Source organism: Rhodocyclaceae bacterium (assembly GCA_020248265.1).
Classification (GTDB): Bacteria; Pseudomonadota; Gammaproteobacteria; order Burkholderiales; family CAIKXV01; genus CAIKXV01.
In genome coordinates, this window is the sequence record JADCHX010000010.1 from 50,001 (window position 1) to 64,802 (window position 14,802).

Sequence of the window (14,802 nt, forward strand, 5' to 3'; positions counted from 1 at the left end):
CGTCGACCCGAGGGGATGCCTGAATGCACGATCGCCCGACTGCCTGCGCCACGGCGCATCTCCGGACACTCCCGGCCCTGCTCCCGCCACTGCTGGCTGCGGCACTGCTCGCACCGTCAGGCGCGAGCGCACAGGCATGGCCGGCGAAGCCGATCCGCATGATCGTGAACTTCGCGGCCGGTGGCAGCACCGATGTCATCGCACGGTCGATGGCACCCCGGCTGGGCGATGCGCTCGGCCAGCAGGTGCTGGTCGAGAACCGGGTCGGCGCCGGCGGCAACATCGGCCTGGACGTGGTCGCCCGCTCGGCCCCGGATGGCTACACGCTGCTGCATTCGTCCGACGGCACCATCCTGATCAACCCGTTCCTGTACGAGATGCCGTCCGATCCGGCGAAGGACCTCGCTGCGGTCGCCCCCACCGGGCGTGCCGCGATCTTCCTGGTGACGCGTGCCGGGCTGCCGGTGAAGACGCTGCCCGAGTTCATCGCCCATGCGCGCGCCAACCCTGGCAAGCTCAATTACGGGTCAGCCGGAAACGGCACCCTGCAGCACGTGGCCACCGAGATGCTCGCCCGCGAGGCGAAGCTCAACGTGGTCCATGTCGCCTACAAGGGATCGCAGCAGGTGATGGTCGACCTGCTCGGCGGCCAGATCGACTTCACCTTCGACCTCGGCGCCGCCATCGAGCACATCAAGTCGGACAAGGTGCGGCTGCTGGCCGTACCCTCCACCACCCGCTCGTCGCTGTTCCCGAACGCGCCGACGATGATCGAAGCCGGCACCAACATGACCATCGCATGGCTGTCCGGCGTCTATGCGCCGGCCGCAGCGCCGCGCGATGTCGTGCTGCGGCTCAACCGCGAGATCAACCGCATCATGCAGACGCCTGAGGCTCGGGCAGTGCTCTCCAGCATGGCCGCCGAGCCGGCCACGCCGTCGACGCCGGACGAGTTCGCAGCCAGCCAGCAGAAGGCGCGCGAGCGATTCGGCGCGCTGGTGAAGGACGCGAACATCCGGGTGAAGTGAGCTGGCGGCCGGATCAGCCTCCGGCCTCCCCGCCCAGCCCGACCGCGGCCGACAGCCGCGCGAAGGACTCCAGCATCCGGCTGCGCGACAGCGCACGCTCGGCATTGGCTGCATGCAATGCCTGCTCGGCCAGCACGACGTCCAGGAAGGGCACCAGGCCAGCCCGCCAGCGCGACCGGGCAAGCGCCACCCGCGCCGCCGCTGCATCGGCCGCGACCGCGTTCTGATCGTCCTCCGCCATCGCCTGCGCGAGACGCTGGAGGCCGTCCTCGACCTCGCCCAGCGCCTCCAGCGCTGCCTGGCGATAGGCGATCGCCGCCGCGCGCTCGCGTGCCCGTGCGGCATCGGCCCTTGCCGCGAGCCGGCCGGCATCGAACAGCGGTCCGGTGAGGCCTGCGAGCAGCGAGGAGGTCAGCCCGTCTCCCGCCAGCGGACCGGCAATGCGCACCGATTGCACGCCGATCAGCACGTCCAGCGTGAGCTTCGGCCAGCGATCGCGCAAGGCGGCCGCCGTCGTAGCCGATGCGGCCGCCAGTTCGTGTTCAGCGGCGCGCAGGTCAGGGCGCGAAGCGACGACCTGCAGGGGCGTACGCATCAACGGCATCGCGTCGACGGTCGGGGCGGCCTCCAGGCGCGCCAGCGTCGGCGCAAGCGTCCCGGGCAAGTGGCCCAGCAGCGCTTCCAGCCCCAGCCGTACGCTGTCGCGCGCCGCCTCCAGCCGCGGCAACTGCGCCCGCGCGGCGGCCAGCGCAGCCCTGGCCTGCGCGACATCGAGCTCGGTGCCCAGTCCCGCACGCGTACGCGCGGCGGCCAGCCGCAGCGCATCCTCCAGCGAACGCACCGACAGCAGCGTTGCCTGTCGTCTCTCCGCAGCACCGGCAAAGGCGGCATACAACCGCACCGCCATCTCGCGCGCAGCGATGCGGGCGGCGGCCACCGCCTCGGTACGCGACTCGACCAGCGCACGCGTCGCCGATTCGCGCGCACGTCCCGCGCCGGAGACATCGAAGTCGTATCCGAACACGGCAGCGGTGCTGCGTGTCGACTGACGCACGGCGCCGTCGCCGGGCGCGTTGAAGCTGGCGGACACGCTACCGTTGACCGACGGCGCCAGCGCCGCACTCGCCGCACGCAGCGCAGCCTCGGCCTCGGCCAGACGCTCGCGCGCGAGGCGTACCGAGGCTACGTCGCCGGCGGCCTCCACCAGGCGATGCAGTTGCGGATCGTCGACCGCCAGCCACCAGCTGCCTGCAGGGCCTGGCATTCGTCCGGCGGGACGATCGTCGCCAGCGCTGCCGCTATCGGGTGCGGTCGTGGTTACGGTCGTCGTCGCATCGCGTGCGTGCGTCCAGCCGCTCGGGATCGCCGGCAAAGGCTCTAGTCCACCGCTCGGCGTCGATGCACAACCGACGATGCCGAGCGCGATCGGCAGCAGCACGGCTGAAGCGGCAGCACTCCTGCCCGGGCGCACGCCGGTTCCGGGGCACGCCGCGCGCGGCCCCTGCCGCCACCACCGGTTCACCGGCGCCTCCCAGCGTCGGCCTCGATGAACACATCCATCCGCTGCCCGATCAGCAGCGGCGCATCGCCGGCGCCGGCCGGTTCGAATCGATAGAGCACCTCGACCACCCGGCTGTCCACCCGTTGCGCCGCCCCCGACAAGGCGCGCCGGGCGCGCAGCTGAGGCTCGATGCGGGTGAACACCAGCGGGATACGCAGCCCCGGCTCGCCGCGGAACAACCCTTCGGCACGCGCGCCCGCACGCAGGCGGCCGGCATCCTCCTCGTCGATCTCGACCCGTACCTGGAGTACCCGGTCCGATCCCAGGACCATCAGCGGCTCGGGCGTGATGCCGGCCGGCGCGAACTCGCCGGGACGCACGTTGCGCCGCCAGACCCGGCCATCGATCGGCGAGCGAACCTGCAGGCGGTCCAGGTCGGTGCGTACCGAGCGCACGCGCGCATCGGCATGCTCGGCCCGGGCCCGCGCCGCCTCTGCCTGTGCACTGGCCTGGGCGAGCGCCGCACGAGCGCGCTCGACCGCGAAGCGCTGGCGCTCGACCTCGTCGCCGGACACCGCGCGCGCATCGTCTACAGCGCCGTAGAGCGCGAGTCGCGCCTCGACATCGGCCAGCCCCGCGCGTGCCACCGGCAGCGCCGCCTCGGCCACGCGCTGCTCGGCGAGCGCCGAGCGCGCTTCGGCGCTCGCACTGTCCAGTGCCGCCGACAGCGCGCGGTCATCGAGGCGGAACAGCACCGTGCCGGCCTTTACGACCTGTCCGGGCACCACTTCGACCGAACGCACGACGCCGGCCAGTTCGCTGGCGATCGCCACCGGTTCCGACTCCGGCTCGACGATGCCGATGCCGGCGATCGTAGAGCCGTAGCCGGTCGCCGGCGGCGGCACCGGTGGCGCCGCCCGGGTGCGCTCCGGCTCGACGATAGACACCATCGCAAACACGAACAGGCCAGTCGCCATCAGCGGCAGCACGGCCGTCCCGGAACGGCGGCGCAATCGCCGCTGCCAGGTCTCGTCAGTCATCCACGCCTCCCTCAGTTGGCTTCCGGACGATGCAGGATGCGCTCGCCCAGCACACGGCCGTCTTCCATCTCCACGATACGATCGGCAAATTCATGGATCCGGCTGTCGTGGGTCACCACCAGCACCGCGCGCCCGGGGGCCGCAGCGACCGCGCGCAGCAGTTCCATCACCGTGTGCCCGGTCTTCGCGTCCAGCGCCGCTGTCGGCTCGTCGCACACCACCAGCGCCGGTTCATGCACCAGCGCCCGGGCGATCGCCACCCGCTGCTGCTGCCCGCCAGAGAGCTGCCGAGGCAGCTTGTCCAGGTGCGCAGCCATGCCCAGCCGTTCCAGGACCGGCTGCGCCCGCCGGCTGGCTTCGGACAGCTTCATGCCTGCGGTCACCAGTGGGATCGCGGCATTCTCGGCAACAGTGAGGCTTGGCAGCAGGTTGTACTGCTGGAAAATGAAACCGATGCGCCGCCGGCGCAGGCGCACGCGCGCGGCGTCGTCCAGGTCCGACAACCGCTCGCCCATCACTTCCACCTCGCCCGAGGTGGCGGCCAGCGTCCCGGACAGCACCGAGAGCAGCGTCGTCTTGCCGCAGCCGGACGGCCCCACCAGCAGGGTCAGGCCGCCCGCCGGCACCTCGATGCTGGCGCCGTGCAGCACGCGTGTCCGGCCGCCGCCGCCTTCGAACTCCATCACCACGTCGCGCGCGCTTGCCGCGATCATCGCTCAGCCCCTGAACACGATGGCTGGGTCGACGACGAACACCCGGCGCACGCTGAACAGGCAGGACAGCACCAGGATCAGCGCGATCACGCCCGCTGTCGCCACCACCACCTGCGGCACCAGCCGGAAGCCCTCGAGCGCCGCCGAGCCGCTGGTCACCTCGAAGAAGATCGCGCACAGCCCGACGCCGATGCCATAGCCGAGCGCGCCCACCACCGCCGCCTGGGCCAGCACCATGCCCAGGATCTGCCTGTTGGTCGCACCGATCGCCTTGAGTGCGCCGAACTGGCGCAGGTTCTCGAACACGAACAGATAGAAGGTCTGTGCGGTCACGGCTGCGCCCACCAGGATGCCGAGCATCACGGTGATGCCGAAGTTCACCGGGATGCCGGTACGGGTGAGCACGTATTCGACGCTGCGCCAGGCGAATGCGTCCCAGGTCAGTGCCTGCAATCCGGTACGCGCGGCGATGCGCGCAGCGAGTTCCGCCGGGTCGATGCCTGGCGCGGCCTTGACGACCACATACGACAGCACGTTGCGCTGCGGCGGCAGCAGGCGCACGGCATCGGAATACCGCATGTAGGCGATCGGCCAGGTGATGAACGTCGGCGAGACGTCCGCGATGCCGGTCAGTTCGACCCGCACGTCGTTGATCTCGGCGCTGCGTCCCAGCGGCACGTCCTCGCCGGGCCAGATGAACTGCGCACCCTGCAGGTCGAGTACGATGCCGTTCGGACGGCGCAACGCGGACAGGTCGCCCTTCACCCACTGGTGCGGCGCACCGACCAGCGTGGCATCGTCCACGCCGACCAGGAACACCTGGTTGATGAGCCCTTCACGGGTGCGCAGGATGGCAGTGCCCTTGTAGAATGGGACGGCCCACTCGACGCCATCCACCCCGCGGATGCGTCCGAGGTCCACATCGCGCAGCGGCTCGACTTCGTCTACGTAGCGCACGCGTGGATCCATCACCCACAGGTCGACCTCGCGCACGTCCAGCACCTGATTGGCCGTGCGTATCATCAGCGACACGAAGATCGACGCCTGCTGCGAAATCAGCAGCGTCGCGAACGCGATGCCGCTGACCAGGCCCAGATATTTGGTCCGGTCGCCGGACAGCATGCGCAGCGCAATCTCGATCATCGTATACCACGCGCGTAATGTTTAATAAACTGTACGGTACAGTATAGTATTCTGATGAGCAAGCAGTCTATCCATGGCGTGATGGTTTCGACCGCTGGCGCAGGCCATGTGCGTCCTGCCGCGGACGCTCCTGCGCGATCGCGCGGGCGCGGACGTCCGCGCGACGAATCGAAGCGCGCCTCCATCGTGCTGGCAGCGCAGACACTGTTCTGCGCAAACGGCTACGGCGCGACCACCATGGAAGCGATCGCCGAGCATGCCGGCGTGTCCAAGCTGACGGTCTACAACCAGTTCGGCTCCAAGCAGGACGTGTTCGTCTCGGCGGTCACCACGAAATGTGCCGAGATGCTGGCTCCGCTCGACCTCGCAGCCACCGGGCACATGGCGCCCCGGCGTGCGTTGATCGCCGTGGGCGACACGTTCCTCGGGCTACTGCTCAGCCCCGAGGCGGTCGCGATGTTCCGGCTGATCATGCAGGAGCAGTCGAGCGAGCTGTCGGAACTGTTCTACCGCTCGGCGATCCAGCCCACGATCGAGCAGGTCGCCTCGGTCATCGCCGGCTTCGAACCCGATGCGCGCCTTTCCGTCGGCGATCCACGGCAGGCTTCGCACGACTATCTGGATCTGGTCAAGGGACGTCCGTTCCTGCTTTCACAGATGGGACTGCCGCCGATGGGCCAGTCCGAACTCGAACGGCATGTCGAGCACTGCGCCGACCTGATGCTGCGCGCCTGGACCCGACCTGCGGTCACTGGAGCGGACGGCCGCACGCGCACCAGGGCTGCAGCAGGTCCGGTCGCCGGCCTCCGGCGCTCGAAACGCGGCTGAAGCTGCAGCGGACGTTCAGCGCAGCGCCGACAATGCCTCGACCTTCGTGTCGACGAAACCAGCCTCGAGCTGCGCGATGCTGTCGGCACACGCCCGGCCAGCGCCTGATCGGCGCCCTCGCCCGGACGCTCGGGCGCAGCACTCTCCGTTAACGCGCAGGCATCGCTCCAACGCTACAGCCGTTCCCCCACCCAGGCCTCGACCGCAGCCAGCGCCTGCGGCAGTTTCGCCGGTTCGGTTCCGCCCGCCTGTGCCATGTCGGCCCGGCCGCCGCCCTTGCCGCCGACCTGCTGTGCGACGAAGTTCACGACTTCGCCCGCCTTCACCTTGCCGACGAGATCCGGGGTCACGCCGGCGATCAGCGTGACCTTGCCGTCCGCGGTGCCACCGAGCACGATCACCGCCGACTTCAGCTTGTCCTTCAGCTTGTCCATCGTCTCGCGCAGCGCCTTTGCATCGCCGGTATCGAGCGACACGGCCAGCACCTTGATGCCCTTGACGTCGACCGCGCGCGTGAAGAGGTCCTCGCCCTGCGACGAAGCCATCTTCGACTTCAGCCGGCCGAGTTCCTTCTCGAGCATCCGCACCTGGTCGAGCACCTGCCCCACGCGCGCCTGCAGTTCGGCCGGGCTGGTCCTGAGCACCGACGCCATCTCGGACAGCGAACGGTCGATCCGCTGCACGTGGGCTAGAGAGCCTTCGCCCGTGACCGCCTCGACCCGGCGGATGCCGGCCGCCACGCCACCTTCCATCAGTACCTTGAAGAAGCCGATGTCACCGGTGCGGGACACGTGGGTACCACCACACAGTTCGGTCGAGAACGCAGCCGACCTGTCGCCGCCCATCGACAGCACCCGCACCTCGTCGCCGTACTTCTCGCCGAACAGGGCCATCGCACCAGCCTTGATCGCATCGTCGTACTTCATCACGCGTGCGCCGACCGCCGTGTTGCGGCGGATCTCGGTATTGACCAGCACCTCGACCGCCGCGATCTCGTCGGCGCTCATCGGCCTGTCGTGCGAAAAGTCGAACCGGGTGCGGTCGGCATCGACCAGCGAGCCCTTCTGCTGCACATGCGCGCCGAGCACCTTGCGCAGCGCCGCATGCATCAGGTGCGTGGCCGAATGGTTGGCTGCCGCCCGCGAACGCGCGACGATGTCGACCCGCGCACCGAGCGTCTCGCCGATCGCGATCGAACCGGTCATGATCTTGCCATGGTGGCCGAACACGTCCGGCTGGATCTTCGTCGTGTCGTCGACCGTGAACGTGCCGGAGGCGCCGACCAGTTCGCCGACATCGCCCACCTGGCCACCGGACTCGGCATAGAACGGCGTCTCGTCGAGCACGATGATCGCCGTGTCACCAGCACCCACCTTGTCCACCGCCGTGCCGCCGACGTACAGCGCCACCACCCTGCCCTCGGACTCGAGCGTGTCGTATCCCTTGAAACGGGTCTTGTCGCCGGAATACGCGACCGCCGCAGCCGACTTGAACTTGCCCGCCGCCCGCGCCTGCTCGCGCTGCCGGCTCATCGCCTGCTCGAAGCCGGCGATATCGACCGTCTTGCCACGCTCACGCGCGATGTCCGCGGTCAGGTCCACCGGAAAACCGAAGGTGTCATACAGCGTGAACACCATCTCGCCGTCGAGCACATTGTCCTCGCGGGTGAGCGCGCCTTCGAGGATTCGCATGCCGTTCTCGAGGGTTTCGCCGAAACGCTCCTCTTCGGCCTTCAGTACCTGCTCGACCCGCGTGGCCTCTTGTACCAGTTCAGGGTAGGCCTCGCCCATCTGCTCGACCAGCGGGCCGACCAGGCGATGGAAGAACGGCTTCTGCTGCCCGAGCTTGTAGCCGTGGCGCAGCGCGCGCCGGATGATGCGGCGCAGCACATAGCCGCGGCCCTCGCTTCCGGGGATGACCCCGTCGACGATCAGGAACGCACAGGCGCGGATGTGGTCGGCGATCACCTTCAACGAGTTTGCTTCGAGATCCTTCGTGCCCGTCTCGCGCGCAGCCGCGCCGATCAGCGCCTGGAACAGGTCGATCTCGTAGTTGCTGTGCACATGCTGCAGCACCGCTGCGATCCGCTCCAGGCCCATGCCGGTATCGACCGAGGGCTTGGGCAGCGGGTTCATGTTGCCCGCCTCGTCGCGGTTGAACTGCATGAACACCAGGTTCCATATCTCGATGTAGCGATCGCCATCCGCGTCGGGCGACCCCGGCGGACCACCTTCGACCTCCGGGCCGTGGTCGAAGAAGATCTCGCTGCACGGACCGCAGGGACCGGTATCGGCCATCTGCCAGAAGTTGTCCGACGCATAAGGCGCACCCTTGTTGTCGCCGATGCGCACGATACGTTCGACCGGCACGCCGATCTCATCCTTCCAGATCGTGAAGGCCTCGTCGTCCGTGTGGTAGACGGTGACCCACAGCTTGTCCTTGGGCAACTGGTAGACGCTGGTCAGCAGCGTCCACGCATGGTGGATCGCCTCGCGCTTGAAGTAGTCGCCGAAACTGAAGTTGCCCAGCATCTCGAAGAAGGTATGGTGCCGGGCCGTGTAGCCGACGTTCTCGAGGTCGTTGTGCTTGCCACCAGCGCGCACCGAGCGCTGCGAAGTGGTCGCCTTCGTATACGCCCGCTTGTCGGTGCCGAGGAAAACGTCCTTGAACTGCACCATGCCGCTGTTGACGAACAGCAGGGTCGGGTCGTTGCCGGGCACCAGGCTCGACGAACGCACGACGGTGTGCCCCTGCTGCTCGAAGTACTGGAGGAACTTCGCCCGGATCTCGTTGGCTGTCATTTCGGCTTTCGGTCGATGCAGGCGCCGCAGGCGCCGATGCACGGATGGAAAATGTGACAAGCCTTGGATTATAGGGCGGAAAGTAACACCACTCAGTCGAGCGGATCGTCCGGCTCTTCATCGATCGAACGATCCTTCAGCACCTGGGCGATGGTGGCTCCGCTGAAGCCACGCGTGCGCAGGAACCGGATCTGCCGCATGCGGTCTTTCGCATCGGCTGGAGCAGTACCGAACTTGCGCCGCCAGACATCCCTGGCGATGGCCAGTTCGCCCTGCCTCAGGGCTGGGGCGGCTTCCCCGACGAGGGTCGGATCGACCCCGCGGCGACGCAGGTCGTTGAGCACCCGGGCTGCACCGAAACGCTGCGAATGGTTGACCACCTGCTCGACCAGGCGCTTCTCCGACAGCCAGCCGCGGGCGACGAAATCGTCGAGCAGCGCGTCGATGTCGTCATCGGGGCCGGCATGCCGCCTTAGCTTGGCGAGCAGTTCCGCCCGGGAATGCTCGCGGCGCGCCAGGTAGCCGAGCGCCCGGCCGCGCAGCGAAAGCGGTGGACGAGGCGGCAACGCGGCGCCCGCGAAGGTTCCGTGAAAAAGCCGGCAGCCGGGCGGCCGAAGCGTTCCGGTCAGGCCTCTTCTTCTTCGTCGTCCTCGACTTCGTCGACGAGCGAGGGTGTGCTGACGGCCGCGCGGATCTTGCCTTCGATCTCCATCGCGAGTTCGTTGTGCTCGCGGAGGTAATCGCGGGCGTTGTCCTTGCCCTGACCGATGCGCTCGCCGTTGTAGCTGTACCAGGCACCGGCCTTGTCGACGATCTTGTGCAACACGCCGAGCTCGACAATCTCGCCATGGCGCGAGATGCCCTCCCCGTAGAGGATGTCGAATTCGGCCTGGCGGAACGGCGGCGCCATCTTGTTCTTGACGACCTTGACCCGGGTCTCGGCACCGATCACTTCCTCGCCCTTCTTGATCGAGCCGATGCGGCGGATATCGAGGCGCACCGACGCGTAGAACTTGAGTGCATTGCCGCCGGTGGTGGTCTCCGGGCTGCCGAACATCACGCCGATCTTCATCCGGATCTGGTTGATGAAGATCACCAGCGTGTTGGAGCGCTTGATGTTCGCGGTGAGCTTGCGCAGCGCCTGGGACATCAGGCGGGCCTGCAGGCCAGGAAGCTGATCGCCCATGTCGCCTTCGATCTCGGCCTTCGGCGTCAGCGCCGCAACCGAGTCGATGACCACGATGTCGACCGAGCCGGAGCGCACGAGCATGTCTGCGATCTCGAGCGCCTGTTCGCCGCTGTCGGGCTGGGAGATCAGCAGATCTTCGATCTGCACGCCGAGCTTGCGGGCGTACTGGGGATCGAGCGCATGCTCGGCGTCGATGAACGCCGCAGTGCCGCCGAGCTTCTGCATTTCGGCAATCGCCTGCAGCGTCAGCGTGGTCTTGCCGGAGGATTCAGGGCCATAGATCTCGACGATCCGGCCGCGCGGCAGCCCGCCGATGCCGAGCGCGAGGTCGAGGCCGAGCGATCCGGTGGAGACCACGTCGATCTCCTTGTTCACCTCGGCTGTGCCGAGCTTCATGATCGACCCTTTGCCGAACTGCTTCTCGATCTGCGAAAGGGCTGCGACCAGTGCCTTCTGCTTGTTGGTATCCATCTGCTGGTGTACTCCTGAGTCAGGCGGCATTATCGCATCCTCTTCTGTTGTGTTCTGGCGGGAAAACGGGCTTTGGCGGACATTACGAGGGGTTCGGACGGCAGGCTTTCCGGAGGCTTCAGATTGCGTTCAGGTCACGCACGACACCGATCGCGATCCCTTCGATCACGAGCGGCGTGCGGGCGAGTTCGATGACGATGGGCGAGAACTCGGGGTTCTCGGCGATCAGGTAGGCACGGCCCGCCTTGCGCTTTAGCCGCTTGACGGTGACTTCATCGTCGACACGGGCCACGACGATCTGGCCGTCGCGCGCCTCGCTGGCCTTGTGCACCACCAGCCAGTCGCCGTCGAGGATGCCCGCGTCACGCATGCTCCAGCCGCGTACCTTCAGCAGGTAATCGGCACGGAGCTTGAACAGGTTCGGGTTGACCGGGTAGTGGCCGACGACGTTTTCCGCGGCCAGCAGCGGTGCGCCGGCAGCGACCTGGCCGACCAGCGGCAGGCCGGAGGGCTCGGTCAGCCGGAGCCCGCGCGCCATGCCCGAGAGGGTTATGGCTCCCTTTTTTTCGAGCGCGCGCAGGTGCTCTTCGGCAGACGCTGGCGACTTGAAACCGAACGCGCGTGCGAGTTCGGCGCGGGTCGGCGGCATGCCCTCGGACTCCACGAAACCGCGGATGAAGTCGAGGATTTCCTGCTGGCGTGGGGTCAGACCGTCCATACCGTAAATTTATACGGTATCCGGTCAACAATGCAAGCCCTGCGTGAAAAAAACCGGCTCGCCCTGCGCGTCAGGGCCTGACCTGCCCGCTGAACCACTCGAAGATCTGCTCGCCCTGCCAGAACACCACGTCCTTGTGGCTGCGGAAGTAGCGCAGCATCGCATCGAAATACTTCGCCCGGTGCGCCGCACCCGAGATGTACGGGTGTACGCCGAACGACAGCACCCGGGGCTGCTTCGCCGACTCGCGGTAGAGCTGGTCGAACGCATCCTTCGCCCGCTTGAGCATGGCATCCGATTCGTGCAGCCCGGTGAGCATGATCGTGATGTCGTTCAACTCGACCGAATACGGGATCGACAGCAGCGACTTCGTCGCGGTCTTCACCCAGAACGGCTGGTCGTCCATCACCCAGTCGCCGAACCAGGTGAAGCCGTTCGCCGCCATGTAGTCGGGCGTCGCCCAGGTCTGCCCGCGGCCCGGCCCGAGCCAGCCGGTCGGGCGACGACCGGTGAACTTCTGAAGCACCTCGATCGTCTGGCGCATCATCGCGGGCTGGTCGGCGACCGCCTGGATAGGCATCTGCTCGTAGCAGTGCGCCATGAATTCCCAGCCGGCTTCGAGCGCGGCCTGCGCCACGCGCGGGCGGGTTTCGCAGACCTTCGCATTGATCGACAGCGTCGGCCGGATCCGGTGCTTCGCGAGCGCTTCGGCGAGGCGCCAGAATCCCACGCGCATGCCGTACTCGTGCCATCCCCAGTTCTGGGTGTCGGGAATGCTTGCCTGACCGCCAGGCGCATTCGACACCCCGCGCGGCATCGGCCGCTCGATGCTCCATTCCTCGATGTTGACCACTGGCCAGACGATCAGCCGTACGCCTCGCGGCAGCTTCAGCTTCGGGCGATCGACGATCGCCGAATAGTCGAATCGCTGCTGCGGCTTGAGGGCGCCGGACTCGTCCGGTCGGGAGGTGGCTGCCATGGTGTTCGCTTTCCGTGCCATTTCGTGATCCGGCGGTGGCCGCCCTGCACCTGCCGCCCGGTCAGGCCAGCAGCCGGTCGAGCAGGCGCGTCAGGGTGTGATGCACCGATTGCCTGCGCACTGCATCGCGGTCGCCGGGAAAACAGAGCGTCTCGGCGTGGTTGCGTCCGTCGAGGAATGACCAGCCGAAACACACCGTCCCCACAGGCTTGTCGGGCGTGCCGCCGCCCGGGCCGGCCACGCCGGTGATCGACAGCGCGACCTGCGCCCGGCTGCGCTCGAGCGCCCCGCGCGCCATTTCGGTCGCGGTCTGCTCGCTCACCGCCCCCCAAGTCTCGAGCGTCGTGGCCTGCACGCCGAGCATCTCCATCTTGGACAGGTACGTGTAGGTGACGAAGCCGCGCTCGTACCACTCGGAGCTGCCGGGGATCATCGTCATCACCTGGCCCACCCAGCCGCCGGTGCACGACTCGGCAGTGGACAGCATCAGCCCGCGCGCCGACAGCGCGCGACCGACATTTTCGGACAGCTGGTACAGGAGTTGGTCTTCCGGGCTCATGGCGAGACGATAGCGGGGATGGCGAACACAATCAATGTCGCCGCCGCCGCGAGCAGGTCATCGAACATCACGCCGAAGCCACCCTTCAGGTTGCGGTCGAACCAGCGGATCGGCTGCGGCTTCCAGATGTCGAACAACCGGAACAGCGCGAACGCGGCCACCCATGCAGGCAGGCTGGGCGGAACCCACCACAGCACCAGCAGGAAAGCCGCCACCTCGTCGATGACGATGCCGCCGTGGTCGTCGGCGCCCAGGGCGCGGCCGGCGGCTGCGCAGGCCCAGACGCCGAGCACGAACAGCGCACCGATCGCCGCGAGGTGCAGCGTGGGGGCCAGCAGCCAGCCGAGAAGCAGGTGCAGGGGAAAGGCTACCAGCGTACCGGCCGTACCCGGCGCACGCGGGGCAAGCCCGCTGCCACCGCCGAAAGCGATGAAGGCGGCCGGGCTCGAGAACACCCAGCGCGCGTCGGGCACCCGCGCGGCGCTCGTACCGGCCGGCGGCACCACGTCCTGTACCGGCTGCTCAGCCAAAATGGTCGAACCCGGCGCGCGGCGGCTGCAGGACCTGCCCGGACGGGTCGATGACCGCCAGGCCGCCGCCGGCCTCGATACGGCCGACACGGGTCACCCGCACGCCCGCCAGCCCGGCTGCCCGCTCGACTGCGGCACGGGCGGTCGCCGGGGCGGTGAAGCAGAGTTCGTAGTCGTCACCACCGCCGAGCAGCGCCGCGCGTACCGCTTCATCGCCGGCCCACGGTACCAGCGCGTCGGACACCGGAAGGCAGTCGAACTCGATACGCGCGCCGACCCCGGAGCGTTCGAGGATATGGCCGAGGTCGGCCGCGAAGCCGTCCGAGACATCGATCGCCGCGCTCGCCACGCCACGCAGCGCGATTCCGAGTGCCACCCGCGGCTGCGGCGCCTCCAGACGCTGCATGCAGGCCTGCGCCGCCGCCGCGTCCGGCGCGGGAGCGCGGCCACCGGTCAGCAGGGCGAGCCCGATCGCCGCATCGCCGAGGGTGCCAGACACCCACACATCGTCGCCGACGCCGGCACCATCGCGCCGCAGCGCCTGTCCTGCCGGCACCTCTCCGAAGATCGTCACGCAGATCGACAGCGGCCCGCGGGTGGTGTCGCCGCCGACCAGTTCGGTCGAATGCGCATCGGCGAGCGCGTGCATGCCGCTGGCGAAGGCACCGAGCCACCTGTCGTCGGCCGACGGCAGCGCCAGCGCCAGTGTGAACCAGCGCGGCGTGGCCCCCATCGCCGCCATGTCGGACAGGTTCACCGCCAGCGACTTGTGACCGAGCCGCCCGGGATCCGTACCGGCCAGGAAATGCGTGCCCTCGACGAGCAGGTCGGTCGACACGGCAAGCTGCATGCCGGCAGCGATACGCAGAAGCGCCGCATCGTCGCCGACACCGAGGTCGGCTGACGGGGAAGGCCAGGTAAAGTGCCGGGCGATCAGGGAGAACTCGCCGCCCACCTCGCCCCGCTGTCGACCGTGCATCTCAGCCAGCGGTGCCGCCGCCCGGCGATTGAGTGTTGCCGCCGTCCGGCGCGGCCCGTGCCGTGCCGGCGTCCGGCTGAGGCTGCTGCGCCGGTGCGAGGTAGAGGCGCTGCAGGTAGCGGCCCATCGCGAAGTCGACCACCCCGGTAGCGAGCATCAGCCCGCCCACCACCAGTGCGGTGAAGCCGCCGGTACTGAACAACCCAGCGCCGACCAGCCACATGCCGATCGACACGAAGGCGACCGCCGCGACATAGAACAGGTAGATCCGAACCTTTATCGAAAGCATCGTCCGCTCCAGCGTTGTCCGTACGGGCTCCCGG

Annotated in this window: 15 protein-coding genes; 2 read left to right on the forward strand and 13 right to left on the reverse strand. The window is 68.2% G+C overall.

Annotated features, from left to right (window positions below; all coding sequences use genetic code 11):
* The first annotated feature begins 23 nt into the window (after positions 1-23).
* On the forward strand, positions 24-1,028 hold the full coding sequence (locus ING98_09840) for a tripartite tricarboxylate transporter substrate binding protein (GenBank protein ID MCA3102164.1): 1,005 nt from the start codon (positions 24-26) through the stop codon (positions 1,026-1,028).
* A 13-nt stretch (positions 1,029-1,041) separates the two neighbouring features.
* Here ING98_09840 and ING98_09845 read toward each other — a convergent pair whose 3' ends face one another.
* Genes ING98_09845 through ING98_09860 form a run of 4 tightly spaced genes read right to left on the reverse strand, consistent with a single transcriptional unit; the run spans position 1,042 to position 5,425 of the window.
* On the reverse strand, positions 1,042-2,499 hold the full coding sequence (locus ING98_09845) for a TolC family protein (protein ID MCA3102165.1): 1,458 nt from the start codon (positions 2,497-2,499) through the stop codon (positions 1,042-1,044).
* Between the two features lie 47 nt (positions 2,500-2,546).
* On the reverse strand, positions 2,547-3,569 hold the full coding sequence (locus tag ING98_09850; GenBank protein MCA3102166.1) for an HlyD family efflux transporter periplasmic adaptor subunit: 1,023 nt from the start codon (positions 3,567-3,569) through the stop codon (positions 2,547-2,549).
* A gap of 11 nt (positions 3,570-3,580) precedes the next feature.
* Positions 3,581-4,282 (reverse strand): ABC transporter ATP-binding protein, encoded by a 702-nt coding sequence (locus ING98_09855; protein MCA3102167.1) that lies wholly within the window; start codon positions 4,280-4,282, stop codon positions 3,581-3,583.
* A gap of 3 nt (positions 4,283-4,285) precedes the next feature.
* Positions 4,286-5,425: an FtsX-like permease family protein gene (locus ING98_09860; protein ID MCA3102168.1), complete on the reverse strand. Its 1,140-nt coding sequence runs from the start codon at positions 5,423-5,425 to the stop codon at positions 4,286-4,288.
* A gap of 54 nt (positions 5,426-5,479) precedes the next feature.
* Here ING98_09860 and ING98_09865 point away from each other — a divergent pair, with 54 nt between their 5' ends.
* Positions 5,480-6,253, forward strand: coding sequence for a TetR/AcrR family transcriptional regulator (locus ING98_09865; protein MCA3102169.1), 774 nt, complete (start codon positions 5,480-5,482; stop codon positions 6,251-6,253).
* A gap of 173 nt (positions 6,254-6,426) precedes the next feature.
* Here ING98_09865 and alaS read toward each other — a convergent pair whose 3' ends face one another.
* The 9 genes from alaS to ING98_09910 form a co-directional block, all read right to left on the reverse strand.
* The gene (alaS, locus tag ING98_09870) at positions 6,427-9,054 is read right to left on the reverse strand and encodes an alanine--tRNA ligase (GenBank protein MCA3102170.1); all 2,628 of its coding nucleotides are present in this window, start codon (positions 9,052-9,054) and stop codon (positions 6,427-6,429) included.
* A gap of 92 nt (positions 9,055-9,146) precedes the next feature.
* Positions 9,147-9,620: a recombination regulator RecX gene (gene recX / locus ING98_09875; GenBank protein ID MCA3102171.1), complete on the reverse strand. Its 474-nt coding sequence runs from the start codon at positions 9,618-9,620 to the stop codon at positions 9,147-9,149.
* Positions 9,621-9,679: 59 nt separating this feature from the next.
* The gene (gene recA / locus ING98_09880) at positions 9,680-10,714 is read right to left on the reverse strand and encodes a recombinase RecA (GenBank protein ID MCA3102172.1); all 1,035 of its coding nucleotides are present in this window, start codon (positions 10,712-10,714) and stop codon (positions 9,680-9,682) included.
* A gap of 118 nt (positions 10,715-10,832) precedes the next feature.
* Positions 10,833-11,432, reverse strand: coding sequence for a transcriptional repressor LexA (lexA, locus tag ING98_09885; protein ID MCA3102173.1), 600 nt, complete (start codon positions 11,430-11,432; stop codon positions 10,833-10,835).
* A gap of 70 nt (positions 11,433-11,502) precedes the next feature.
* A complete protein-coding gene (locus tag ING98_09890) occupies positions 11,503-12,432 on the reverse strand; it encodes a polysaccharide deacetylase family protein (GenBank protein MCA3102174.1) in 930 nt (309 codons plus the stop codon).
* Between the two features lie 40 nt (positions 12,433-12,472).
* Positions 12,473-12,970, reverse strand: coding sequence for a nicotinamide-nucleotide amidohydrolase family protein (locus tag ING98_09895; GenBank protein ID MCA3102175.1), 498 nt, complete (start codon positions 12,968-12,970; stop codon positions 12,473-12,475).
* A complete protein-coding gene (locus ING98_09900) occupies positions 12,967-13,443 on the reverse strand; it encodes a phosphatidylglycerophosphatase A (GenBank protein ID MCA3102176.1) in 477 nt (158 codons plus the stop codon). The genes ING98_09895 and ING98_09900 overlap by 4 nt, the downstream gene beginning before the upstream one ends.
* 49 nt (positions 13,444-13,492) lie before the next feature.
* Positions 13,493-14,479, reverse strand: coding sequence for a thiamine-phosphate kinase (thiL, locus tag ING98_09905; protein MCA3102177.1), 987 nt, complete (start codon positions 14,477-14,479; stop codon positions 13,493-13,495).
* A gap of 1 nt (position 14,480) precedes the next feature.
* Positions 14,481-14,768, reverse strand: a complete 288-nt coding sequence (locus ING98_09910) for a hypothetical protein (GenBank protein ID MCA3102178.1) — start codon at positions 14,766-14,768, stop codon at positions 14,481-14,483.
* Between the last annotated feature and the right edge of the window lie 34 nt (positions 14,769-14,802).

What these genes read in the sequence shown, in the direction of transcription:
- ING98_09840 (MCA3102164.1), top strand. Translation starts at nt 24, where the DNA reads ATGCACGATCGCCCGACTGCCTGCGCCACGGCGCATCTCCGGACACTC.
- ING98_09850 (MCA3102166.1), bottom strand. Translation starts at nt 3,569, where the DNA reads ATGACTGACGAGACCTGGCAGCGGCGATTGCGCCGCCGTTCCGGGACG.
- ING98_09855 (MCA3102167.1), bottom strand. Translation starts at nt 4,282, where the DNA reads ATGATCGCGGCAAGCGCGCGCGACGTGGTGATGGAGTTCGAAGGCGGC.
- ING98_09860 (MCA3102168.1), bottom strand. Translation starts at nt 5,425, where the DNA reads ATGATCGAGATTGCGCTGCGCATGCTGTCCGGCGACCGGACCAAATAT.
- ING98_09865 (MCA3102169.1), top strand. Translation starts at nt 5,480, where the DNA reads ATGAGCAAGCAGTCTATCCATGGCGTGATGGTTTCGACCGCTGGCGCA.
- alaS (MCA3102170.1), bottom strand. Translation starts at nt 9,054, where the DNA reads ATGACAGCCAACGAGATCCGGGCGAAGTTCCTCCAGTACTTCGAGCAG.
- recA (MCA3102172.1), bottom strand. Translation starts at nt 10,714, where the DNA reads ATGGATACCAACAAGCAGAAGGCACTGGTCGCAGCCCTTTCGCAGATC.
- lexA (MCA3102173.1), bottom strand. Translation starts at nt 11,432, where the DNA reads ATGGACGGTCTGACCCCACGCCAGCAGGAAATCCTCGACTTCATCCGC.
- ING98_09890 (MCA3102174.1), bottom strand. Translation starts at nt 12,432, where the DNA reads ATGGCACGGAAAGCGAACACCATGGCAGCCACCTCCCGACCGGACGAG.
- ING98_09895 (MCA3102175.1), bottom strand. Translation starts at nt 12,970, where the DNA reads ATGAGCCCGGAAGACCAACTCCTGTACCAGCTGTCCGAAAATGTCGGT.
- thiL (MCA3102177.1), bottom strand. Translation starts at nt 14,479, where the DNA reads ATGCACGGTCGACAGCGGGGCGAGGTGGGCGGCGAGTTCTCCCTGATC.
- ING98_09910 (MCA3102178.1), bottom strand. Translation starts at nt 14,768, where the DNA reads ATGCTTTCGATAAAGGTTCGGATCTACCTGTTCTATGTCGCGGCGGTC.